The sequence below is a fragment of the Xylella taiwanensis genome (assembly GCF_013177435.1).
Lineage (GTDB): Bacteria > Pseudomonadota > Gammaproteobacteria > Xanthomonadales > Xanthomonadaceae > Xylella > Xylella taiwanensis.
The window spans coordinates 97,058-120,308 of record NZ_CP053627.1 but is presented as its reverse complement, the minus strand read 5'-3'; the positions used below and the strand labels follow the sequence as shown (position 1 = coordinate 120,308).

Sequence of the window (23,251 nt, the reverse complement as noted above, 5' to 3'; positions counted from 1 at the left end):
TATCGTCCACTGACATCACTCAAGGTCGGACTCGCTTTTAATGGTTGGAGAGTCGCTATATTGAAGTCAACACCGCTATCCAACACTTAGCATCGCGTCTGATCGCCTGCATAAGAAGAGCTCATGCTGCAGTGACTGATTTGCGTTAAATAAGGCAAGGAACACCACAAGGAAACTTCTGCTCGAACATGACTCACCTGCTGCGAGAAACACTCGGAAGCGATAGCCGAGTATTCGCCTCACAACAACCCCATACGCAATCGTGTTGAACCCCAAGATCTAATTTGCCGCCACACTATTACCCGTATTGAACAACTGAAACTCACGGATATGCACCGCATCCGCACTGGCAAGGATATTTAGACGGACGCGGGAAGCGGTCACCGAAGCAAAATGATCAATCTTCATCCTACCGATTGCTTGCGCTTGGGCAACGCGCACCCATTTGCCTTGCTGCCAGACTTCGATCACATACTTCTGTACCAGCTGGCCATCATTGATCCATTCCATGCTCAGTGCAGTGTCAAAGGTGATTGGTCGCTTGAAATGGAGTTCAAACACTGCACTGTGTGAGCCTTGCGGCGCGCTCCAAAAAGTATCCAAATCACCGTCCACCGCTGGAAAGATGGCTTGTTGATTTTTCAGATTCGCAGGGACCAGGTTCTTGCCGGGACCGTAACGCGCCTGGATTGCTGCCCCCATTTCCTGTAGCCGTTTGACGTCTGCTTCCGGCAGCAGGCCCCGCGTGTCTGGAGCAATACCCAATATCAATTGGCCACCCAGACCAACACTCTTCTCCCAGATAGCGATCAACTCATCCACGCTTTTGAGAGTCTGCTCGTTGTTTGGATGCCAAAACCACTGCAACTGGTGCAACGGGGTATCGACTTCTATTGGACGCCACCGCAAATCACCGTGGCGATCGATGACATTCCAGTTCTCACCTTCGATAACACCAGCTTCGTTGCCAACCCAGCGGATGTCGCCATATTTGAATAATGCCGTGTCGGCAAAGACCATTGCATTAGGCTGGTAGGTGCGCAACTCTTCCAGATATTTATCGAAATCGTATACGTGGCCTGCACTGCCGGCCCCGTCCAGCCACCATTCGGTGATTGGGCCGTAGTGCAATGCGAGTTCCACGAGTTGCGCAGCATAAAACTGATTGTAGGCATGAGCGTCAGAATATTTGGGTTCATGACGGTCCCACGGCGAAAGGTAGATCCCGAAACCCATCCCTTCCTGACGTACCGCTTCAGCGGTCAACTTCACCAAGTCGCCTTTGCCGTCCATCCACGGGCTATGCTTAATCGAATACTCACTCTGCGCCGTTGGCCATAGGGCGAAGCCATCATGGTGCTTAGCCACCAAGATCAGGTACTTGGCTCCTGCTGCTTTGGCTGCTCGCGCCCACTGGCCGGGATCGACCTGGGTGGGATTGAACACCTTCGGAGTGGCACTACCATCACCCCACTCCTGATTCAGCCAAGTATTAGGGTTGAAATGGACGATGACGCCAAATCCCAGGTCCTGCCACGCTATCTGTTGGGGCGACGGTTTAATTGCGGCGAAGTTTTGGGCGATCGCAGCTGGGAGTACCACAGTGGCCAGACTGAATCCGACCAGCCAACGTAACAAGGCAAACAGGGCGCAATGTGTCATGGAAGCTTGAGATATCTAGGCAATTAGTCACCACCGCAAGGGGGTAGAGTATGGTATTTGAAAGTATTTTTAGATTACTCGCTGCTAAGCAGAACAAGGCACACTTGAACTTGAGCTTGTTGCTAATCAGGTTGCCCGCAGATATGGCTTGATGGTGTTGGTTCAGCGTTTGATACCTCCTGGACAGGATGCCTTGGTCAGTGTGCTTGATCTACATACGCCTCGCCAAACCGGGGTAGGGATGTCTGAAATCTTCTGAAACTGCATGGATGGAATCTCATCTCATGTGAATCAATGAGTTGTAACAATGTTGCGGGGGTTTCTCAGAGCATCCCTAGCACATTTGGGTCAAGGTCGCGCACTGGCCCTGATGGACATAAGTTAACGACTGATTTGCATGCATGTCTGTCCTCCCACTCCAAGTCATGGGGAACTGCTCCGCTTAACCCAGCACATTGGCCGCAGTTATCCATGTCGGGACAATGACGGCCTGCCCGTCATTGGCGATGACATGGAACAGGCCATAGACCACGCACACTTAAAAAGCACGTCTAAGGGACTACTGAACCAGGAACTGGACTACAGGAGGATGTTTTCATTTATAACTTCTTGGCGGTGTTCACAGATCAATCGCCTCTTGTCTTGAGCAGGCACGGAATGTCGTCATGCATCCTTGACTGAGCACGCATAGATTCGTGCCCTTAGGCAGACGGACCACCAAGTTCTCTTGACATTGACAGGTATTGAAATACTACTTGCTGCACGGGCACGTCAGGATGATTGTTACGCTTGGGAGCAGTGCCAATGAATCTTATCCGGCAAAGCAAACAGCTTGAGTCCAACGGACGTATTCATCCAAACCGTGCGATAGATGACTCACATCAGTCCTCCATGATGGCGTTTGTCCAGGGAATAAAGCCTCTGGCACCCGTGTACATGGGTGTGTTCCGATGGCGGTAATCATGATGTTTGGAAATATTTTGTGCTTGCCGATAGCAGGCCAGATGCAAGTCCAACGCATCCTGATCAACCCAATGATCGTGAGTAGCATCAGTAGTGCACTAAAGGCTTCAGAAACAACGAGCCACAAGCACTCCGTTGGGCGACACCATTTGAATCTCAGGCGACCTCGGAAGGCTCCGAACAAGCCCGTGCAGTTGATTATTACCGCAGAACATCTGATATCTGAAGGGAAACGTGATAGAGCGCTTGTACACGCGTATCAAGTACCAGTCATTCCAACATCACAACCCTGGAGTCAAGGTTTGACGTAAAAATACAAAATCTTTAAGCGCATGATAAGTGCTGACAGGTTTTGGACTGCGATATACCAACACCTGATATCTCCGTGTTGGCCTTTGAACATTGCACCTCAACCGCACTCACTTCTCAACAGACATCGTTGGTGGCAAATGTGGATGGATCTGCTCCAGTGTGCGTGCAACTGCACCACGTCCGTTGGCAACTAACGCCAATCCAGCCTGGGCCATCTGCGTACGCTTGGTCGGATCTGCCAGTAGCTGTTCCAGCATCACGCCGACTGCGTCGGCGTCGGCACAGATTTCCAACGCATGAGCAGACTTCATGCGCCGCGAGATCTCTGAAAAATTGTGCAGATGCGATCCGGTCACTGTAGCGGTACCAACGGCTGCCGGCTCAAGCAGATTGTGACCTCCGACTGGCTGCAAGCTGCCGCCAACAAAAGCAACCTGGGCGCATGCGTAAAATGCCGTGAGCTCACCAAGTGTATCGATAACAAACACGTCGGTAGCAACATCCGGCCACATGTGTTGTTGGCGCGTATTAACGCGCCAGCCGTACCCACGTGCCAGTCCCTCGACCTTATGAAAACGCTCCGGGTGACGTGGTGCCCACAGCAGCAATACACCCGGGATAAGACGCAGTAAGCGCGCATGGATGTCGATGACGGCAGCCTCCTCGCCTTCATGGGTGCTGGCCGCAATCCACACTGGCCGCGCCGCCGGCACACCCCTGCGGAATACAGCCACGAAAGCATCCAGGTGCTCTGGTATGGGGATGTCAAACTTCAAATTACCCAATGCAACCACTTGATCAGGACGCGCGCCCAGACGCAAAAAGCGTGCTGCATCGTCTTGGGACTGCGCTGCCACACACACCACCGAACGTAACACACGTGCAATAAGCGGTGCGAGCAAACGATAGCCACGTAGTGAACGTGCCGACAGCCGTGCATTGAGGATATAAACAGGAATGCCATGACTGCGGCATCCAAACAGCAGATTCGGCCAGAGCTCGGTTTCCAGAATCAGCGCTAACTGCGGACGAAAATACCGCAAGAAGCGTTCGACACTGCCAGGCACATCATATGGCAAGTAGACGTGCTCCAATGATTCTCCCCAGAGCGCACGCACGCGCCCGGAACCGGTTGGGGTAATGGTGGTGATGACCCAACGGATATCCGGTCGTTGGCGGCGCAAAGCGTCAACCAAAGACGCAGCGGCATTGACTTCCCCCACCGAAACGGCGTGTAACCACACTCGAGGACGTCCACACGACGGTGGATACGAGGCATAGCGCTCATTCCAGCGATTGAAATATTCACGAAGACGAAAGCCACGCCAGACCAAATGGTAGATGGTGACGGGGAGTAACAGATACAGCAGGGCCGAATATATTGTGCGTAGCAGCCATTCAATTGGATCTTTTCTCATCTGCCAAGGATACGGAAGCCGATTACCGCGCGCCTATGGAGATAGGGAACATACTGAAGCTAATCCCATAGAATTGCTCTATGTCAGAATTTAGCGACGTTACCCCGCGTCCGTCCTTACTGAAACCGGCACACTGGCCGATGTACTTGGCACTGTGCGGGATGGTGATAGCCGCACGCCTGCCTTGGGGACTACAGCACCTGCTGGGCCGGATGATTGGGCCAGTCGCACTGCGTCTGCTGAGGACTCGCCGGCATGCGGCTGAGGTCAATTTGCGGCTGTGCTTTCCACAACACGATGAGGCTTGGCGGCAAAACTTGTTGCGCAAGAATTTTGATGCGTTGGGTGTGGGCTTGTTCGAGTTTGCACGCGCTTGGTGGGGAACGATCGACGTAATCCGTGCGGGCATACGTCTGGAAGGTCTGGAACACCTGCGCCAGCTGCAGCGTGAAGGCCGCGGCGTGTTGCTTGTCTCCGGACACTTCATGACTTTGGAGATATGCGGGCGACTGCTGTGCGACTACGTGCCATTGGCCGGCATGTACCGGCGCCATCGCCATCCGGTATTGGAGTGGGCAGTCAAACGTGGGCGGCTACGCTACGCCACACATATGTTTGCCAACGAAGAGTTGCGTGCAACGATCAAGCACCTTAAGCGTGGTGGCTTCCTGTGGTACGCACCAGACCAAGACATGCGAGGCAAAGATACGGTGTTTGCACCCTTCTTTGGTATGCCGGCAGCGACCATCACCGCAACCCATCAACTCGCCCGTCTCACCGGCTGTGCAGTGGTGCCTTACTTTCATCGCCGCCAAGGAAGCGACTACGTGTTGAAGATCGCACCACCATTGACCGATTTCCCATCCGACGATATGGCTGCCGACACCGCACGCGTGAATCAAGTGATCGAAGCGATGATACAAGAGGCACCGGATCAATATTTATGGGTCCATCGCCGTTTCAAACGGCAACCAGATGGACACAGCAGCTTCTACGACTGAATTTCTGATCTTGGCCCCCCTCTGGGTCCATGGATCGGCATGTCTTCCTTACTGATCCCTTGAACACGATAGTGCAGCGCCAATACCCACCATGACAGCGGTTGCGCAACGGTGTGAACGTGATCAACCTGCATGATATCGGCTGACTGCGAGTCCCTATGCCATCAGATCAGATCGACACAACGGCTACTTACCGTTATCCGTCTGCCGGACCTGCTTTCTTACCGTCGCGATCCTGAAGCAACGCTCCAGCATAGAGACCGGCCAGCATCAGCATCAAGGCACCCCAGAAGCTGGAATAGAACGCCAAGTGAGTATTGAAGGGGAACACTGTCGCCAATAATGAGATCATCGCTGGGCGAGCACGGTCGCGCGCGGTAGTAGCAGCATAACGCCAAGCACGCCAAGCCATTGCTGCACCAGCCACCCAGAGCAGCAAGCCAATCACGCCGGTTTCAGAGAGGATTTCCAACACGATTTGGTGCGCGTGCAGTGCAGGCCCTGTGCCCCAGGCTGGCATCCGGTCTGGCGTGGGGTCACAAGCAGGATAAGCATCCCGAAAACCCCGCACGCCAACGCCACTAAAGGGATGCGCACGGATCATACACACCGCCGCGTGCCAGATTTGGCTGCGTCCGGACAATGCCTTGTCCACTCCACCGCCATGATCGGCAAAAATCGCTGCGGTACGGTAGATGCGTTCGCGTGTTTGAGGTGAAAAGGCAACCACTGCGACCGTCAATGGCAAGAAGAGTACACTCAGTCCCAGTAAACGCCGCATCCCAAGCAATCTCCAGCCTGACAGCATCAGAATCAGACCATAGGTGATCCAGGAAGCACGCGACCCTGCCAACAACAGCACGATGCCGATCACCACCACGGCCAGCAGCCACAGCGTAAAACTGCGACGTTGCACTGCAAACAGCACAAATGGCGACAAAGTTGCCAAAATCTGGCCAAGTTTGAGATTACATGGGCCGAAAATCCCGCTCAGACGGTCAGCTAATATCATCTCCTGGGATGTGCAGAATCCATAGCCTCCCATCCCCTGTTTGAGCTGATTCAACAACCAGAACAACGGACTGGTGCCGAACACCGCCTGGGCCAGCGCATCCAACGTCCAGACCAACCCGATCGCGGCAAGCCCTCTGAAGGTGCGATCCCGACGCTCGGGGGTCGCTACGGCAATCGCGCATAACCACATGAAAGGTAAATAGCGCAGGTCTGTAGCGACCTTGCGTAACGTCTCGGAGAGGTCCAAAGCTCCGAATAAAGACACCACCTGTGGCAGCCAGTAGGCCATGAAAAAAACGCTGGTCAGCGCCCAGACCGGACCATCAAGCAACTGGGTGCCACCACGAAAGCGATAGCGGATCAGATGGTAACTGGCGAGTAGCGCACTCAGGGTAAGGACCGTGGCGGCCAATCCCGGCAGCGGCCAAAGCGCCACGAACACAACCACCCCCACCGGTGCCCAACGGCCGACGTCAAGCAGCGATACTGGCGTGCAGATGGTGGCAAGATCAGGCGCAGAGTTCGTCATAGACTTTCAGCGTGGCCGATTGCATTGCCTGCAACGTGTAAGGAATGACTTGAGGTAGCTCCGGGGAGTGTGTCAACAGCATTTCAGCGCGCGTCTGAAGTACGTCCGCATCGAACGGGGCAACTGCACCATCGGGCTGCAGTTGGGTGAGTAATTCGCCAACACCACCATGATTCCAGCCCAGCACGGGGCGACCAACCGCGAGTGCCTCAAGCACCGTGCGACCGAATGCTTCAGGTTTGCACGAAAGTTGTAGCACCAGGTCGCTGGCCGCATAGGCTTCAACGAGATGCTCGGTAGGTGGAGTGAATACAACCATGTCGGCGATGCCCAGCCTGCGGGCTTGGGCTTCCAGCTCACCTAGGTAGGATTCACGGCCTGATTCGCGCGCACCAGGCAGCCACAAGCAGGTGTTGTGGCCGGCACTGCGCAGTGCCGCCAGTAAAGCGAGTGCATCACCATGTCCCTTCAATCTCGTGCCGCGGCCGGGCAATAGCAGCAAAGACATGTCGTCATCCAAGTACGGGACATATTTCCTGGCCCAGAGACGCGCGCATCGATCCGGATACGGTCGGCGTGGAAACTGACCGACGTCGATGCCGCGTGGGATTGTACACAGCCGCTGCGGATCGGTACGGGGGTAATGTCGCAGTACATAGTCGTGCACCACCTGTGAAACACAAATTACCCGTTCACCATAGGTCATGATGGCACTGTAGGGGTTCGGAGAATTGAGACCATGCACAGTCGTGATGAACCGCGGCCTTGGGCAGGAGACAAGGCCACGCAGTGCATACCAACTCAGCCACGCAGGTAACCGCGAACGTGCATGCACAATGTCAGGACGTAGCTCGGCAAACAATCGACGCAGTGAAGCGACGTGGCGTAGTGTCAGCAGCGATTTGCGGCCAATGTCCAGCGTCAAGTGCTCGGCGCCACTGCTGACCAACGGCGTGATCAAAGGCCCACCCGCGGAGATCACAACCGCACGGTGTCCAGCCTGCACCAGCGCTGCGGCAATTTCCAGAGTTGAGCGTTCGACACCGCCAGCACACAGTGTTGGCAGCAACTGCACTACGGTGATGCGACGCATCGGCAAGAAAGACGCTCAGTCAATCAGCGTGTAGATCGCACCACAGTATGGGCATGTCACCTCGCCATTCGGTTCATCCTCTATCGGCAGATAGACCCGCGGATGCGAGTTCCACAGTGCCATCTCCGGCATCGGGCAACTCAATGGCAGATCACGGCGATGCACGGTGTAACGCTTTTGAGCGTTGGCGGGTGCGGTGACGGTCTGGCTCATGGTTGAGATCATCGAAAGGGAGAATCGAAGGATTTTAGCAGTGAGCATCGCCGCAATGCGGTTGGTAAAGCCACCACATGGCGTTCAGGATGCAACGCACTCCCATGCCCCATGAATAACAGCATGGGTTGCCGCATCATCACTCACCTAATGGTTCATCCGTATACATGACCGCACGTCATGTTGGGGAAGGGTATTGAAGTGCAGATGAGAGCCTGAGCGACACATCGACTCCATCCGAGTCTTGGATGATAACAACGCACACATGGGGAGCACGAACTTCTCAACGGGATAGTACACATGATGCTGCGACCAGATCTGGCAGCATTGGCATCGCTCTCCCTGTCCGCAGGAAAGCCACCGGCCATGCGCACTATTGAAAATGCTGCACATCCATTTCATGCAGTAGCCATGCAAGTGCAGGATCAGCAGATGAAAGAAACGCTGTAACACATGCTGATGTTTCCTCAGTTCGTTGGTCTGATAGATTAAAAGACGCCACACATCGACAACAATCGCAGCATGTTGCGATTGCATCACGACGTGTTGGAGCGCTAAAGCCTGGCTCAGAGCCACTCCTGGACACCAACAACGTAGCCAACGTGTTGGCACTCAAGCATGGCATGGCAATAGATACCACGCTGATCACTGCACCCCACCGGACCAGGAACACCAGCAACCAATCCGTTCCGGAAATGCTCCAGAGCACGCCAGGCCAGCAGTGAAGCCTTGGGCATGAATATGCACATCGACTCAGATGCCGACTCGGGGTAATTGCATCAGGCACGTGGCACCAACGACAACGTGAATCACTTGATCGCAACCAACAGCCCGTTACATTGAAAGAGCACTTAGGAGGCGACAAGCGGCGCGATGCCAAGACATCGCATTACAACCGTGCAAACGCAAGCAATTTGAAGAAAGTTAAGCGGATCAATGGGCTCCCGGACCATCTCGAAAGCATCACCCTCATGTCTGGACCGAGATAGAGTCTGCGTTTTGGCGCTGAAGTACCTGTTTGAACATATCAAAATGCATGACTGTAGCGTGCTGAAGTACATAACACTGCTGCACACGCTACGTGTATTGCTTCATCTATAGCTGGTACGGAACAAACTGCTGCAAAGCACGGCAGGCAAGTGTCCGGAAACCGTCAAGAGGCTAGTCATGGCAGGGGAAATTGTTCGTCAGCATACCTCACGCACAGCCACATGCATTACTGAACAATCAAAATAAACAGAAGGTGCACACGGATACACCATCCTATACAGCGCTCCTACATGCTAACGTGAGAATGCGTTTTTATCGCAGCACAATCCTTGTATTCAGTCATTTGCCGCTGTAGCAGCGCGCGCGCTGCTACTTACTCTTTACTATCACCTTCGCACCACCATGCCCGATTACAGATCCAAGACCTCCACCTACGGCCGCAATATGGCTGGCGCACGTGCTTTATGGCGTGCTACCGGCATGCAGGATGACGATTTTCACAAGCCGATCATCGCTATCGCTAATTCTTTCACCCAATTCGTACCAGGCCACGTACATCTAAAGGATCTTGGCCAGCTGGTTGCGCGTGAAATCGAGCGTCTCGGCGGTGTCGCCAAAGAATTCAACACAATTGCGGTGGATGACGGTATCGCGATGGGGCACGACGGCATGCTGTATTCGCTCCCCAGTCGTGAAATCATCGCCGACTCGGTTGAATACATGGCAAACGCGCATTGCGCCGACGCACTGGTATGTATCTCGAACTGCGACAAAATCACCCCTGGGATGCTGATGGCTGCGCTACGCCTGAACATTCCTACCGTGTTCGTCTCAGGTGGACCGATGGAAGCCGGTAAACCTAAACTGGCTGATCATAAACTCGACCTGATCGACGCAATGGTGCTGGCTGCCGATCCTCATGCCAGCGACGAGGAGGTTGCTGCCGTGGAGCGCAGTGCCTGCCCTACCTGCGGTTCGTGTGCTGGTATGTTCACCGCCAACTCAATGAACTGCCTGACCGAAGCGCTCGGTTTAGCGTTGCCAGGGAACGGAACGGTCGTTGCCACTCATTCTGACCGCAAACAACTCTTTCTGAACGCTGGACGCACTGTGGTTGAGTTATGTCACCGCTGGTATGGCGCCGAAGATCCCACTGCATTGCCTCGAGGCATCGCCACATTCGCTGCGTTCGAGAACGCGATGACCCTTGATATCGCAATGGGCGGCTCGACTAACACGATTTTGCACCTGCTTGCGGCTGCACAGGAGGCCGAAGTGCCATTTACGATGCAGGACATTGATCGCTTGTCGCAGCGTGTGCCGCAATTATGCAAAGTGGCTCCAAACACACCGAAGTACCACATTGAGGACGTGCACCGCGCCGGAGGTGTTATTGCAATTTTAGCTGAGTTGGCACGCGGCAATCTGTTACATACCGACGTCGCAACCGTACATAGCAAGACCCTGGGTGAAGCCATCGCCACATGGGACATTATCGGAACACAGGATAAAGCGGTGCATACGTTTTATAAAGCCGGTCCAGCGGGCATCCCGACCCAGGTTGCATTCAGCCAGAGCACACGTTGGCCGTCACTGGATATCGATCGCGCCGGGGGCTGCATCCGCGACGTAGAGCATGCGTTCTCGAAGGAAGGAGGCTTAGCCGTGCTCTATGGCAACATTGCCCACGATGGTTGCGTGGTGAAGACGGCCGGCGTAGACGAGTCGATCCATGTGTTTGAGGGTTTAACCCGGGTATACGAAAGCCAGGACGCGGCGGTCAAGGGGATCCTTGGCGACGAGGTCCAACCCGGCAATATCGTGGTGATTCGCTACGAAGGCCCCAAGGGCGGCCCGGGCATGCAAGAAATGCTCTACCCGACGTCCTATTTGAAATCCAAGGGCCTCGGGAAACAATGCGCGCTGTTCACCGACGGTCGCTTCTCTGGCGGGACTTCCGGTTTGTCGATCGGCCACGCCTCACCCGAGGCAGCAGCAGGGGGTGCGATTGGCCTGATCCGCAATGGCGACCATATCCGCATTGACATCCCCCAGCGTGCGATCAACCTGCTGATCAGCGAAGAGGAACTGACCGCACGTCGCCTCGAACAGAATGCTATCGGTTGGAAGCCGGAGCAGCCGCGGACGCGCAAGATCAGCGCCGCACTGAAGGCATATGCATTACTTGCAACCAGTGCCGATAAAGGCGCCGTACGCAACCAAGCGCTACTTGATGGTTAACAAGATATAACACTTATTAGTTGACAATTCGGCACACCCAACGATGAACCGAACAGACTCGCCACATTGATTATTGATTAAAGCAATTCCTTGACAACCGAACAGCGGCATTGAACGAATTCCACATGATTCCAAGTACAGCCGCCAAAATCATTCGCCATATGTAGGTGAATGCCGCCGAGATACCACCGTGATAAGGCATCAATCGATGCATCATCAAACGGGTAGCTCGCTTCAGGCAACGCCGTTTTATCTTGGATGATCTCTAACATTAACTTCTGCTACATCTTGCAACGCTTGATTTTCTCGTCGATCTCCTAGGAGATCACGCTCTCCTGTTGGAAGAAGAACATAGACAGGAATTCAATGGACATCCGAGAAATAAAACAAATCATTGATTCAGTATCTTGGCTGGGGATGATAGGCACATCCCTAACGCAAAAAGATCAGTCATATGCTGTCCAAACGCATCCAACCTTGCTCCCAAGAGAGAAATAATCTTCTGGGCACAACATATTTAGCTATACAGGCAATGACATGCGTTGTTTTGCACGCATGGTCACTGATCTGAGTATGGTTTCGCTTGCATCGGGTGCGGCAGATCACACCGCATCTTGTCAATCTAATGAGTTTCAACCAAGCCACCCCAGATAGCAGTACAGCCGGCCGCTGCGGGATAAAGACACACACTGAACTGAATCAGTCTGATAAGGCTTACCAACAAGAAACACCTCATTACCCATTGCAAAGGCCTTTCCCTGCTCTTCTGCGTCGTCGGAGTCGATCGGGACAGCCTGATGATCGCTGTCGCCCCGATTACATTGGTCGCCCCTCGCCGGATAAGATCATCGCCAATGCCACCCGCCGGCCCTCACTGGCCAACACATTGTAAGTACGTGCCGAGGCTTCGTTGGTCATAATTTCGATGCCAATCCCACGAGTCAAGCAGGTTGCCAGTATCACTGCTGGAGGAAACATTTGGTGATGACCAGTGGACAAGATGACCAGCGTCGGTGCCAACGCCAGCACCGGTTCCAAATCGGTTGCTTGCAACTGCTCCGGACTGGCCACTGACCAGTCTTCAACCAACTTGTCCGGCATCAGAATGAAACTGGAATGCAATACTCGATCATTGATTCTCGCATGGTGGGCATCAGCAAAGCGTAGGACATATATGTAATCAGGCTGTTCCTGAGTAAAGAGCACAGGCTGACCTCCGTGTGCTTAAGGGCTTGGCAACACGATTTGGCGCTTTTCCTTGCTGCACCGATACAAGATAGCGACATGACCAATACGCTGGACCAGTACGCTATCACTTTGAGCAGCGAGCTTAGCAATCAGCATATCGCGTATTTCGCGATCCTCATTGATGACCTTCACCTTGACCAGTTCATGCCGTTCGAGCGCATCATTCAATTCTGAAAGAAAGCCAGAAGTCACTCCCTTCTCGCCGGTCTGCAATAGGACTTTCAGATCATGAGCTTGGCCACGCAGGAAACGGTTCTGGGCAGAAGTCAACGCGGCGGTCATGCATGTGCAGAACAGAAGCTGAAGTGGGATTTAGAGTAGCATAGTGCATCTTATTGTCTGGTTTTCCCATGTCGCACAGCAAGAGCAGTCAGCGTTGGCTTAAGGAGCATTTCTCCGATCCCTTCGTGAAAAAAGCTCATGCCGAAGGGATGCGTTCGCGGGCCGCATACAAGTTAGAGGAAATACTTAAACGTGACCGCCTGCTCAGACCGAACATGGTTGTGGTCGACCTTGGTGCTGCGCCTGGAGGATGGTCGCAGCAAATACGCAAACAGATGGGTAATCATGGCAGGGTCATCGCTTTGGATATCTTGAAGATGCCGCCGTTGGCTGGAATTGAGTTCCTTCAAGGTGACTTCAGAGATAAAGCTGTTCTATCACAGCTCGAAATAATGCTCCGCGGCCAATCAGTTGACCTTGTGCTTTCCGATATGGCCCCCAATAAGAGTGGAATGGACGCAGTGGACCAACCGCGGATGATGTACTTAGCTGAGCTAGCGATGGATTTTGCCGACATCCATCTGAAACTAGGCGGCTCGTTCCTAATCAAATTGTTCCATGGAATCGGATCAGATGACTATATCCGCCAATTACGGCACAGGTATAAAAAAGTTGCGATCCGCAAACCGGTAGCCTCCCGTAGACGCTCCCCAGAGGTTTATGTCCTCGGTGAGGGCAAGCGCACTCAGAATGAAGTAAGCTGCTCGTGAGCGATCGCGTTCGAATATTGAGAGTAGATGAGAGGCACTGGAACCAATGAGGATGAACGACTTAACCAAAAATCTGTTGTTGTGGGTGGTCGTCGCCGTCGTACTGATGGTGGTGTTTCAAAGTTTCTCGCCACGTATTGGTGGAGTAATAGGCAACGAACCGATCACCTACACACAATTCTTGAATGAAGTGGATAGCGGGCGGATCAAGTCGGTGAACTATACTGACGAGAGCGGTCTGACTGTCAACGCGATTCGCTTCAAACGCACCGATGGTAGCGAAGGTTTGGTCTACGGCCCACGCGACGACAAGCTGGTCGACGTGTTATACAGCAAAAACATCGAGATGACTCGGCAGAAGCCTTCCACCGGTCCGGGCTTTTGGTCTCTGGTATTGAATTTCCTACCAGTCGTCCTGATCATTGGATTCTGGCTTTTCATCATGCGCCAGATGCAGGGTGGTGGTGCTAAAGGTGCCATGTCGTTTGGAAAATCCCGCGCGAAGTTGCAAGGTGATGACCAAATCAAAATCACTTTCGCTGACGTCGCCGGTTGCGACGAAGCCAAAGAGGAAGTCGGTGAACTAGTCGACTTTTTGCGTGACCCTACCAAATTCACCAAGCTCGGCGGCAAAATCCCACGCGGAGTATTGATGGTTGGCCCTCCAGGCACCGGCAAGACGTTGTTAGCCAAAGCGATCGCTGGGGAAGCCAAAGTGCCGTTTTTTTCTATTTCTGGCTCTGATTTCGTCGAAATGTTTGTTGGCGTCGGCGCTAGCCGCGTCCGTGACATGTTTGAGCAGGCCAAGAAGCACGCACCATGCATTGTTTTCATCGACGAAATCGATGCGGTCGGCCGTCACCGAGGTGCAGGCTTAGGCGGAGGTCATGACGAACGCGAGCAAACTTTGAACCAACTTTTGGTCGAGATGGACGGTTTCGAAGGCGGTGAGGGAGTGATCGTGATCGCCGCGACGAATCGCCCAGACGTACTCGACCCAGCGCTGCTACGTCCAGGTCGCTTCGATCGCCAAGTTGTGGTTGGTCTGCCGGATGTTAAAGGTCGTGAGCAGATCCTACGTGTTCATATGCGCAAATTGCTGTTGGCCAATGACGTCGAACCCCTCGTGATTGCGCGTGGCACCCCTGGTTTCTCTGGCGCTGACCTGGCCAATTTGTGCAATGAAGCAGCATTGTTCGCCGCACGTGGCAACGAAAAGGAAGTCAGAATGAACCATTTCGACTCTGCCCGCGACAAAATACTGATGGGCACTGAACGCCGCTCAATGGCAATGAGTGAGGAAGAAAAGACCCTTACTGCTTACCACGAAGCTGGTCATGCCATCGTAGGCCGCTTGGTACCTGAGCATGACCCTGTATACAAAGTCACGATTATCCCGCGCGGCCGCGCCTTAGGCGTCACCATGTATCTGCCGGAAGGGGACAAATACTCAATCAATAAGGTGGCGATCCAGTCGCAACTATGCTCCTTATATGGTGGCCGTGTTGCAGAAGAATTAATCTTCGGTGACGACAAAGTCACCACTGGGGCTTCTAACGATATCGAACGTGTGACCAAGATGGCGCGCAATATGGTCACCAAGTGGGGGCTCTCGGATGAGCTGGGTCCGGTCGCCTATGGTGAAGAAGAGGATGAAGTGTTTCTAGGCCGTTCTGTCACCCAGCATAAAAATGTCTCCGACGAGACCGCTCGCAAGATCGACGAGGTAGTGCGCACAATCTTGGATAAGGCATACGCTCGCACCAAACAGATCTTGGCCGACAACCTGGATAAACTGCACGCCATGTCGCAGCTGCTGCTGCAGTACGAAACCATCGACGCACCTCAGATTGATGCCATTATGGAAGGCCGTGAGCCACCACCTCCGGTTGGTTGGGGCAAGTCTTCTGACAAGGGTAGCGACGACGACATGAGCAACCCCCGCCCGTTAACGACTATTGTTATTCCAGCTGAGCAGACCTGATCCAAACAATTAATCACCGTACCTCCACAACCCCGGTCCTGGAGCAATCCAGGGCCGATTGTGTCTTTGAAATGCAATAAACCGTCAGGCTACGATACGAATAGCAATAGCAATGACAGTAGTATTACTTTCTAGGCATGCTGTGTGCTGTGCCATGATCAACTCACCAGCGATATAACTGCTCTATACGTTGAAAACCATGATTGGCACTGCTGTTAGTGCATTTATCAGCTTGACGATCACCCATACCATGCTCGTTACCTTAAGGAAGTTAGGAAGTTTCTGATGTTTGATACTATCCCAACCCTGCACTGCGCCGGGCGCACCTTGCGTTTGGACCGCCCACTGGTAATGGGCATCCTCAACGTTACTCCTGATTCTTTTGCCGACGGAGGCCTTTATGTCTCCGTCGAGGCCGCAGTCGCACATGGATTGCGTCTGATTGCCGAGGGCGCAGACATCATCGATATCGGTGGCAAGTCCAACAGTCCCGGTGCAGAGCCGGTGTCGCTGGAGGACGAACTACTCCGCGTGATGCCGGTCATCAATGCATTGGCTGCGCACGGCAACGCTGTCATTAGCATAGACACCTGCAAACCTGAGGTGATGCGCGCGGCAGTCGCGGCCGGTGCCGGCTTGATTAACGACATCTATGCACTACGCATGCCTGGTGCGCTTGAGGCGGCAGCAGAATTAGCTGTACCAGTGGTGTTGATGCATATGAAAGGTGAACCGCAGTCGATGCAGCAAGCACCACAGTATGACAATGTGGTCGATGAAGTACACCGTTTCCTGGTCGAGCGGCTTTTTGCAGCCGAGATGGCCGGTATCGAACGACACCGATTGCTGGTCGATCCTGGTTTCGGTTTTGGCAAGACCACCGCGCATAACATTGCACTGCTAACTGCACTGGAACATTTCACCAAACTCGGCGTACCATTGTTGGTCGGGTGGTCACGCAAGAGCAGCTTGGGTGAACTGACCGGACGTCAGTTACCGACCGAACGCGTGTACGCTTCCGTCGCTGCACATTTAATTGCGGTACAACACGGCGCGTTAATCGTACGGGTGCATGACGTGGCGGCTATGGTGGATGCCCTCAAAGTTTGGCAGGCAGTCTCAGCAGCATCTGTGCCTACACCACGTACCCAGACGACAGCAACCTGTTATTGATGCCAGTCGACACTAGACCACTGGCAATTGCGCTAATGGGGCCAACCGCCAGCGGCAAAAGCGTGCTGGCCATAGATATTGCCAAGCGTTGGGGAGGGGAGGTCGTTAGTGTTGACTCAGTTCTGGTCTACCGCGGCTTAGATATCGGTACAGCCAAGCCGAATGCGGCGATGCGCGCAGCAGTACCACATCATTTGATCGACATCTGTGAACCTTGGCAAATCTATTCTGCAGCCGATTTCGCGCATGATGCTCGCGCAGCAATCGAAATGATCGTTGCACGTGGTGCATTACCAATCCTAGCTGGCGGCACTGGCCTGTACTTCCGTGCGTTACTGGAAGGTCTCTCGGATATGCCTGCAGCCAATCCTGGAATACGTGCGATGATCGCTGCCGAGGCCGCACGCGAGAATTGGGCAGCACTGCACAAACGCTTGGCCGAGGTCGATTCGATCGCAGCTGCCCGTATCCAAGCCACGGACCCACAGCGGATTCAGCGTGCGCTGGAAGTCTATCGCATGAGCGGACGATCGATCAGCGATTGGCAAAAGCAGCCGTCCAAGCAACGGTTACCGTTGCGGGTTCTTAAGCTGGTGCTGGCACCGGTCCATCGGGAAATACTGCACGTCAGGATCGCACAACGCTTCAAGGCGATGCTGGACAATGGTCTGCTTGCCGAGGTGCATGCTTTACGTGCAGTACCATACATCCACACAATGGCTCGACCACTGGATCTGCCAGCGATGCGTGCGGTAGGCTACCGACAATCTTGGCAATACTTGGACGGAATTTACACTGCCGATGTGATGTATCAGCGTAGCATTGCCGCCACGCGTCAACTCGCCAAACGCCAGTTGACATGGCTGCGCAGCCAACTAGATGCCCTTTGGTTCGATCCAGAACATGATCAATCCAAAATCGAGAAAGTAGTAGAAGCATTTTTAAACAGACAAAAACATGTCGACTGCGTCTCACCGGTGTAACATTATGCCTCCGGAGCCGACTAGGAAAACAAACAGGCTGACCGGAGTAATAAGAAAAATAAAGGAGTTTGCGATGGCTAAGGGGCAATCTTTGCAGGATCCTTTCCTAAACGCGCTGCGTCGCGAACGGGTACCTGTGTCGGTATATCTGGTTAATGGCATCAAGCTGCAGGGCACAATCGAATCATTCGATCAATTTGTCGTTCTGCTGCGTAATACTGTTAGCCAGATGGTGTACAAGCACGCCATTTCCACAGTGGTACCAGCGCGCAACGTGCGAGTTGGGCCTGGTGGAGGTTATGTGCAATCAGGTGCTGATACGTTACAAATTAACGATGACGAAGTGGAATGATCCAGGAGTGAGGTGTGTTTGACCGCTCACGCAAAGGCGAGTACGCGTTGCTGATCCAGCCCCTCACCAATCACTCTACCGAAGACGGCGCTTTGGAAGAATTTGCTGATCTGACTAGATCGGCAGGAGCAACTGTAGCTGGAACGCTAACGGTTCGGATTAATCGTCCGAACCCGTCAACACTGATTGGCTGTGGCAAGTTAAAGGAAATAAAGGGAACCGCCGATGCCACCGGTGCAGACCTGATCCTAATTAACCATGCACTATCCCCCGTGCAAGAACGTAATCTGGAAAGGTCTCTTGAACGTCGCGTGATTGATCGTACCGGACTTATTCTGGACATCTTCGCACAACGCGCATGCAGCCACGAAGGCAAGTTGCAAGTCGAATTGGCACAGCTACGACACTTGGCAACACGACTGGTACGTGGCTGGACCCACCTGGAGCGCCAGCGCGGTGGTTCAATCGGTCTGCGTGGTCCCGGTGAAACGCAGTTGGAAACTGATCGCCGCTTATTACAAAAGCGGGTGGAGCAACTACAAAAACGCCTAGGTAAAGTCGAGGTGCAGCGCACCCAGATGAGTCGTGCACGAGTCCGTAGTGAACTGCCTCGTATCGCCCTAGTTGGCTATACCAACGCCGGCAAATCGACTCTATTTAATGCACTAACAGGTGCCTCTGCTTACACTGCCGACCAACTGTTCGCCACGCTAGACCCCAAAGTACGCCGTATTGTTCTGCCTGGCGGCAGCAGTGCGATGCTGGCAGATACTGTCGGCTTTGTACGTAATCTGCCGCACGAACTGGTGGCCGCATTCCGCTCTACGCTATCCGAAGCGCGCGAAGCTGATCTACTACTACACGTCATTGACGCAGCAGATCCGCTGCGCGAGGAACGTATCAACCAGGTAGACGAAGTACTACAAGCGGTCGGTGCCGGTGAACTGCCGCAGCTACTGGTGTTCAACAAAATCGACCGCATTGAGGGTGCAGAGGTGCGTCAAGACGCACAGTACGGTATACCTGACCTCGCACGGCGCGAGCGCGTATGGTTGTCCGCACATCATGGACACGGACTTGAGTTGCTGCAACAAGTATTGAGTAATCGTTTGAAGATGCAACATGTACAGGGCGAGTTACGCTTACTGCCTTCGGCAGGACGTCTGCGCGCGCGCCTGCACCAACTGAATGGAGTGCGTGAAGAGCAGACCGATGAATATGGTGGTTGGTTACTACACATTGATCTGCCTTTAGCTGAAGTAGAGCGCTTAGCCGCAAGCGACGACGGGGCACCGCTGCGTGCCTTGCTGCAGAATCGCTGTGAGACCTGGGATCCGAGTCTGTGCTCACGATATGCTACGGCGGACACTCGGTGTTACCACACTTAAGTTTTAAGATAGTTCACACTGACAGTTTTTGACGTTACCACGGGACCTCGATCCGATGTCCGACACACACACTCCCCCACTCTCGTATTACACCGCTCAAGAGAAGCGCCGTCGCATTTTCGCGATCATGGCCGTTTCCTCCGGCAACTTGGTCGAATGGTTTGATTTTTACGTCTACGCATTCACCGTACTGTATTTTTCCTCCCAGTTTTTCCCTGCATCCAATCAAACCGCACAATTACTCAACACTGCAGCCATCTTTGGCGCGGGCTTCTTCATGCGACCCATCGGCGGTTGGCTGTTCGGACGGATTGCCGATCGCTACGGACGCAAACGCTCACTATTGATCTCGGTGATGATGATGTGTGCCGGTTCGCTGATGATCGCCATGCTTCCGACCCATAATATGATTGGCGCTTGGGCGCCGTTTTTATTGCTGGTCGCACGTCTGATACAAGGCCTGTCGGTAGGTGGTGAGTACGGCTCTACCGCGACTTACATGAGTGAAATCGCACTGCGTGGACGACGCGGCTTCTATTCCTCGTTCCAGTACGTCACGCTGATCGGTGGCCAGTTACTGGCAGTGTTGACCCTGGTAGTGCTGGAGGCGTTATTCACTGAGGTTCAAATGCGTGTCTGGGGGTGGCGCATTCCATTCATGATCGGCGCGATTGCCGCAGCGGTTGCGTTACTGCTACGCCGCGCACTGAGCGAGACTCAATCAGAAAATAGCCGACATGACCCACGCGCCGGTTCGCTATCAGCGCTGTTCAGCGAACACCGTGCCGCATTCCTGACCGTATTTGGCTATACCGCTGGCGGCTCGCTGATTTTCTACACTTTCACCACTTATATGCAGAAATTCCTAGTCAACAGTTCCGGCTTGTCCAAACAGACCTCCAGTCTGGTGATGAGTTGCGCGCTGTTTGTCTATATGTGCATGCAACCGTTGTTCGGCCTACTGTCAGACTATATCGGTCGGCGCAACAGCATGCTGCTGTTTGGTGCATCAGGTGCAGTCTGTACTGTGCCGATTCTGGCAGCATTACAACATGTTCATGCGCCGCTACCAGCATTCATACTGATTGTGGGAGCGTTGGCGATCGTTAGCTTGTACACCTCGATCTCCGGCATCGTGAAAGCCGAGATGTTCCCAGCAGAAATACGTGCGCTAGGCGTGGGCTTTGCCTACGCGATGGGCAACGCCATGTTTGGTGGTTCGGCCGAATATGTTGCCCTCGGACTCAAGAGCTTTGGCCTGGAAACGGTGTTCTTCTGGTACGTCGCAACGATGATGGTGGTAGTGTTCTTGGTCAGTTTACGCTTACCACACCAAGCCACTTATCTGCATCATGACCATTGAAACATGCATGCACTTCATAGAAGACAGGCAAGTTTAGTTCAGCTACAACAACAATGGGGATTCCCTCATTATGCGTACCAACAATGGCGACCGACCAGCAGATCCATAACCTATCTGAAACCTTGGGTAAACAGTTCTGCATGACGCACGAACGGTTGGTAACCGCAGAGAGCTGCACTGGCGGCTGGATCGCCAAAGCGATCACCGATGTCCCAGGCTCATCCGCTTGGTTCGAATGCGGCATAGTCGCCTATAGTTACGAAGCCAAACAGGCGTTGCTCGGAGTGCGCCCGGAGACGCTGGAGATACATGGTGCAGTCAGCCGTGAAACTGTGGTGGAGATGGTCTCCGGCGCGTTGATACACTCCGGTGCCAGCATCGCAATAGCAGTGACCGGGATTGCCGGACCTGACGGCGGCAGTACAGACAAGCCAATCGGTAGTGTCTGGATTAGCTGGAAACGACGTGGCGGTTACGCCAAACCACAGTTTTTTAAATTCGATGGTGATCGCGAAGCAGTGCGGCGGGAAACCGTGCTGACTGCATTGCTGGGCCTCAGTACGTTGCTGTAAAAGCAAGCTGGTAATGGGTGGTTATGGCAATGATCTAGAGATGTATTGGACAAACTCCAATACCAGATTATCTATACCCATCCTTTCCTTAATCGTAATCAGCTACGACTTTAGCGATTCTTCATGTCATGCCTCGATCTGGACAAAATGCTTGAGGACACACCACGCTGTTACTGCACTACCTCTCCAGGTGTAGAGGAACGTTATTTCGAACGATACACGTGCCAAAAACACTTCAATCCTTCTGAACAACCTTCGTCAAGGTTATCCAGTTCCGAAGCTGTATCGCCCTGCATCCTCTATGGTCTGAGGATGAGCAATCATTTGAAGCTGTTTTTCTCCAACCACTACTAAAAAGATCACATCTCTTACACCCGAAAGAAATGATCCAGGCCGAATAACGGCGAACATCCATGATTACGTCAACGCAATACCATGGCGCTCGCTGGTAATTCGTCACCTCCCCATGTAATCAGATCCCACACCAAGAAAGCACCCAAGATGGCTACTGAGATATGTGCGTAATAGGTTTATGGCAGCCATCACGCACATGCCAAAGTGCGACTGTGACCTTACCGAACAAAGTCCATGCATAGATGTGCGATGCCCCGATCGTTGATACCGGATATGGTATGGCAAATAGACATGACCACACTTGCCGCTGCGCTGAAGACTGACGTGCCAATCGGTGCAGCGTTACTCTTTCCTATCGGCTAGGGCAGAAGCACGGCCAAACGAAACTGAATCATCTGATTAACGAACATACCCACGACCAGCCGGCTGTTCAATACCTCATGCCTACATTGGATAGTCACTGTAACAACCGCACCTCCTCGAATTACAGAATGGCTTTTTTGATGATTCAGACGACAGTTGCAAGCCGCCAATAGTGGTAATGTACCGAACATCAAATGTTCACTGTAGATGCACAGCAAAGATGTCATGTTCCATCAAGCAAGATAGTTTGAGCATCCAATGCAACCCAAACCTACAGTTGGATACGCGCCTCTCCAATGAGCGCATGCAGTGCAATAAATGATCTTGCTGCCTTGCACTTACTCACTTATGCAGCAGTAGCAAGTAACGTATTGCCTTGATACATACGTCACTCCTGGATGAAGTTCTCTGGAAGCGTACATCATTTACTGTTGTGTCAACCGATGATGCCTTTGCCGTCAAACAAAATGACCACCCCGCGCCTCAAACTACAACTACAAGAGTGTTACCCAACATTATGTGTAATCACTAACACAGACAGAGGGATGACAATCAATCCAAAACCAATGTAGAGGAATGTGCAAGATGTCTATATCTATAAGGGAAAAACCAACATTAAGAGCATCAGTCGTCGCATGCAAAAATTGATAATCATCAAATTTCATATTTGACAAAAGTCACAATTTATATCGGTGATATCGACGTTTGCATCACGTAATTCCAATGCATTCTTTTAGAACTTAACTCGCAATACTGAGATCGGACTGGACTACCGCACTAGAAAAGGCTGTCTACGGCAAGGACCAACAACGTATGCATTGAACAATGAATTGGAAGATTGTGCACACTGCGCGCTTGCAACAAAGGCGCCGCACCGTCTGATGTAACTCTCATTTTTATGAGTGCGGACCAAGTGGCCAGTGGAGCATACACTCAAATATTATTGCTGTAGTTTTCCTTCTACTGACTACTGAAGTAGATCATGAAGTCAAACGTTACGAGGTTATATATCAACTTTATTTTCATGTTCACCTCAACCCAAC

20 protein-coding genes are annotated in these 23,251 nt (G+C 53.0%); 11 read left to right on the top strand and 9 right to left on the bottom strand.

Annotated elements, in window-relative coordinates:
* Nucleotides 1–279: 279 nt before the first annotated feature.
* Together PLS229_RS00445 and waaA are read right to left on the bottom strand one after the other, a co-directional pair.
* A complete protein-coding gene (locus PLS229_RS00445; RefSeq protein ID WP_230439346.1) occupies nt 280–1,638 on the bottom strand; it encodes an alpha-L-fucosidase in 1,359 nt (452 codons plus the stop codon).
* A gap of 1,406 nt (nt 1,639–3,044) precedes the next feature.
* Nucleotides 3,045–4,355 carry a lipid IV(A) 3-deoxy-D-manno-octulosonic acid transferase gene (gene waaA / locus PLS229_RS00440; protein WP_038271827.1) on the bottom strand — a complete coding sequence of 437 codons (1,311 nt, stop codon included), beginning with the start codon at nt 4,353–4,355 and terminating at the stop codon, nt 3,045–3,047.
* Nucleotides 4,356–4,435: 80 nt separating this feature from the next.
* Here waaA and PLS229_RS00435 point away from each other — a divergent pair, with 80 nt between their 5' ends.
* Nucleotides 4,436–5,356: an LpxL/LpxP family Kdo(2)-lipid IV(A) lauroyl/palmitoleoyl acyltransferase gene (locus PLS229_RS00435; RefSeq protein ID WP_038271828.1), complete on the top strand. Its 921-nt coding sequence runs from the start codon at nt 4,436–4,438 to the stop codon at nt 5,354–5,356.
* A 196-nt stretch (nt 5,357–5,552) separates the two neighbouring features.
* Here the strand turns inward: PLS229_RS00435 and PLS229_RS00430 are convergent, their stop codons facing one another.
* From PLS229_RS00430 to PLS229_RS00420, 3 genes are read right to left on the bottom strand one after another with little or no spacing between them, the layout of a single operon-like run.
* Nucleotides 5,553–6,899: an O-antigen ligase family protein gene (locus tag PLS229_RS00430; RefSeq protein ID WP_038271829.1), complete on the bottom strand. Its 1,347-nt coding sequence runs from the start codon at nt 6,897–6,899 to the stop codon at nt 5,553–5,555.
* The gene (locus tag PLS229_RS00425; protein WP_038271830.1) at nt 6,880–7,992 is read right to left on the bottom strand and encodes a glycosyltransferase; all 1,113 of its coding nucleotides are present in this window, start codon (nt 7,990–7,992) and stop codon (nt 6,880–6,882) included. Before PLS229_RS00425 ends, PLS229_RS00430 begins: the two co-directional genes overlap by 20 nt.
* A gap of 15 nt (nt 7,993–8,007) precedes the next feature.
* Complete coding sequence (locus PLS229_RS00420; RefSeq protein WP_038271831.1) at nt 8,008–8,205, bottom strand: zinc-finger domain-containing protein; 198 nt, start codon at nt 8,203–8,205, stop codon at nt 8,008–8,010.
* Between the two features lie 300 nt (nt 8,206–8,505).
* On the opposite strand from PLS229_RS00420, the gene PLS229_RS00415 reads away from it, so the two are divergent.
* Nucleotides 8,506–8,655 (top strand): hypothetical protein, encoded by a 150-nt coding sequence (locus PLS229_RS00415; RefSeq protein WP_160165198.1) that lies wholly within the window; start codon nt 8,506–8,508, stop codon nt 8,653–8,655.
* A 116-nt stretch (nt 8,656–8,771) separates the two neighbouring features.
* Here PLS229_RS00415 and PLS229_RS00410 read toward each other — a convergent pair whose 3' ends face one another.
* Nucleotides 8,772–8,942, bottom strand: a complete 171-nt coding sequence (locus PLS229_RS00410; RefSeq protein WP_160165199.1) for a hypothetical protein — start codon at nt 8,940–8,942, stop codon at nt 8,772–8,774.
* Between the two features lie 655 nt (nt 8,943–9,597).
* Between PLS229_RS00410 and ilvD the strand changes: the two genes are divergently transcribed.
* A complete protein-coding gene (ilvD, locus tag PLS229_RS00405) occupies nt 9,598–11,436 on the top strand; it encodes a dihydroxy-acid dehydratase (protein ID WP_038271833.1) in 1,839 nt (612 codons plus the stop codon).
* Nucleotides 11,437–11,513: 77 nt separating this feature from the next.
* Here the strand turns inward: ilvD and PLS229_RS00400 are convergent, their stop codons facing one another.
* The 3 genes from PLS229_RS00400 to yhbY all read right to left on the bottom strand — a co-directional run bounded on the left by PLS229_RS00400 (nt 11,514) and on the right by yhbY (nt 12,966).
* Nucleotides 11,514–11,708 (bottom strand): hypothetical protein, encoded by a 195-nt coding sequence (locus tag PLS229_RS00400; RefSeq protein WP_038271834.1) that lies wholly within the window; start codon nt 11,706–11,708, stop codon nt 11,514–11,516.
* Between the two features lie 544 nt (nt 11,709–12,252).
* Nucleotides 12,253–12,642 (bottom strand): Mth938-like domain-containing protein, encoded by a 390-nt coding sequence (locus tag PLS229_RS00395; RefSeq protein ID WP_038271835.1) that lies wholly within the window; start codon nt 12,640–12,642, stop codon nt 12,253–12,255.
* 18 nt (nt 12,643–12,660) lie between these two features.
* Nucleotides 12,661–12,966 carry a ribosome assembly RNA-binding protein YhbY gene (gene yhbY, locus PLS229_RS00390; protein WP_038271836.1) on the bottom strand — a complete coding sequence of 102 codons (306 nt, stop codon included), beginning with the start codon at nt 12,964–12,966 and terminating at the stop codon, nt 12,661–12,663.
* A gap of 68 nt (nt 12,967–13,034) precedes the next feature.
* Between yhbY and rlmE the strand changes: the two genes are divergently transcribed.
* From rlmE to PLS229_RS00350, 8 genes are all read left to right on the top strand, one after another.
* Nucleotides 13,035–13,676 carry a 23S rRNA (uridine(2552)-2'-O)-methyltransferase RlmE gene (gene rlmE, locus PLS229_RS00385; protein ID WP_038271837.1) on the top strand — a complete coding sequence of 214 codons (642 nt, stop codon included), beginning with the start codon at nt 13,035–13,037 and terminating at the stop codon, nt 13,674–13,676.
* Between the two features lie 52 nt (nt 13,677–13,728).
* Nucleotides 13,729–15,660 (top strand): ATP-dependent zinc metalloprotease FtsH, encoded by a 1,932-nt coding sequence (gene ftsH / locus PLS229_RS00380; RefSeq protein WP_038271839.1) that lies wholly within the window; start codon nt 13,729–13,731, stop codon nt 15,658–15,660.
* Between the two features lie 285 nt (nt 15,661–15,945).
* The gene (folP, locus tag PLS229_RS00375) at nt 15,946–16,833 is read left to right on the top strand and encodes a dihydropteroate synthase (protein ID WP_038271841.1); all 888 of its coding nucleotides are present in this window, start codon (nt 15,946–15,948) and stop codon (nt 16,831–16,833) included.
* Complete coding sequence (gene miaA / locus PLS229_RS00370; RefSeq protein WP_038271843.1) at nt 16,833–17,816, top strand: tRNA (adenosine(37)-N6)-dimethylallyltransferase MiaA; 984 nt, start codon at nt 16,833–16,835, stop codon at nt 17,814–17,816. The genes folP and miaA overlap by 1 nt, the downstream gene beginning before the upstream one ends.
* Before the next feature lie 73 nt (nt 17,817–17,889).
* Nucleotides 17,890–18,168 carry an RNA chaperone Hfq gene (gene hfq, locus PLS229_RS00365; RefSeq protein WP_038271845.1) on the top strand — a complete coding sequence of 93 codons (279 nt, stop codon included), beginning with the start codon at nt 17,890–17,892 and terminating at the stop codon, nt 18,166–18,168.
* Nucleotides 18,169–18,182: 14 nt separating this feature from the next.
* Nucleotides 18,183–19,556, top strand: coding sequence for a ribosome rescue GTPase HflX (gene hflX / locus PLS229_RS00360; protein WP_038271847.1), 1,374 nt, complete (start codon nt 18,183–18,185; stop codon nt 19,554–19,556).
* Between the two features lie 55 nt (nt 19,557–19,611).
* Nucleotides 19,612–20,919, top strand: coding sequence for an MFS family transporter (locus PLS229_RS00355; protein WP_038271849.1), 1,308 nt, complete (start codon nt 19,612–19,614; stop codon nt 20,917–20,919).
* An 83-nt stretch (nt 20,920–21,002) separates the two neighbouring features.
* A complete protein-coding gene (locus PLS229_RS00350) occupies nt 21,003–21,491 on the top strand; it encodes a CinA family protein (protein WP_038271852.1) in 489 nt (162 codons plus the stop codon).
* Nucleotides 21,492–23,251 lie beyond the last annotated feature (1,760 nt).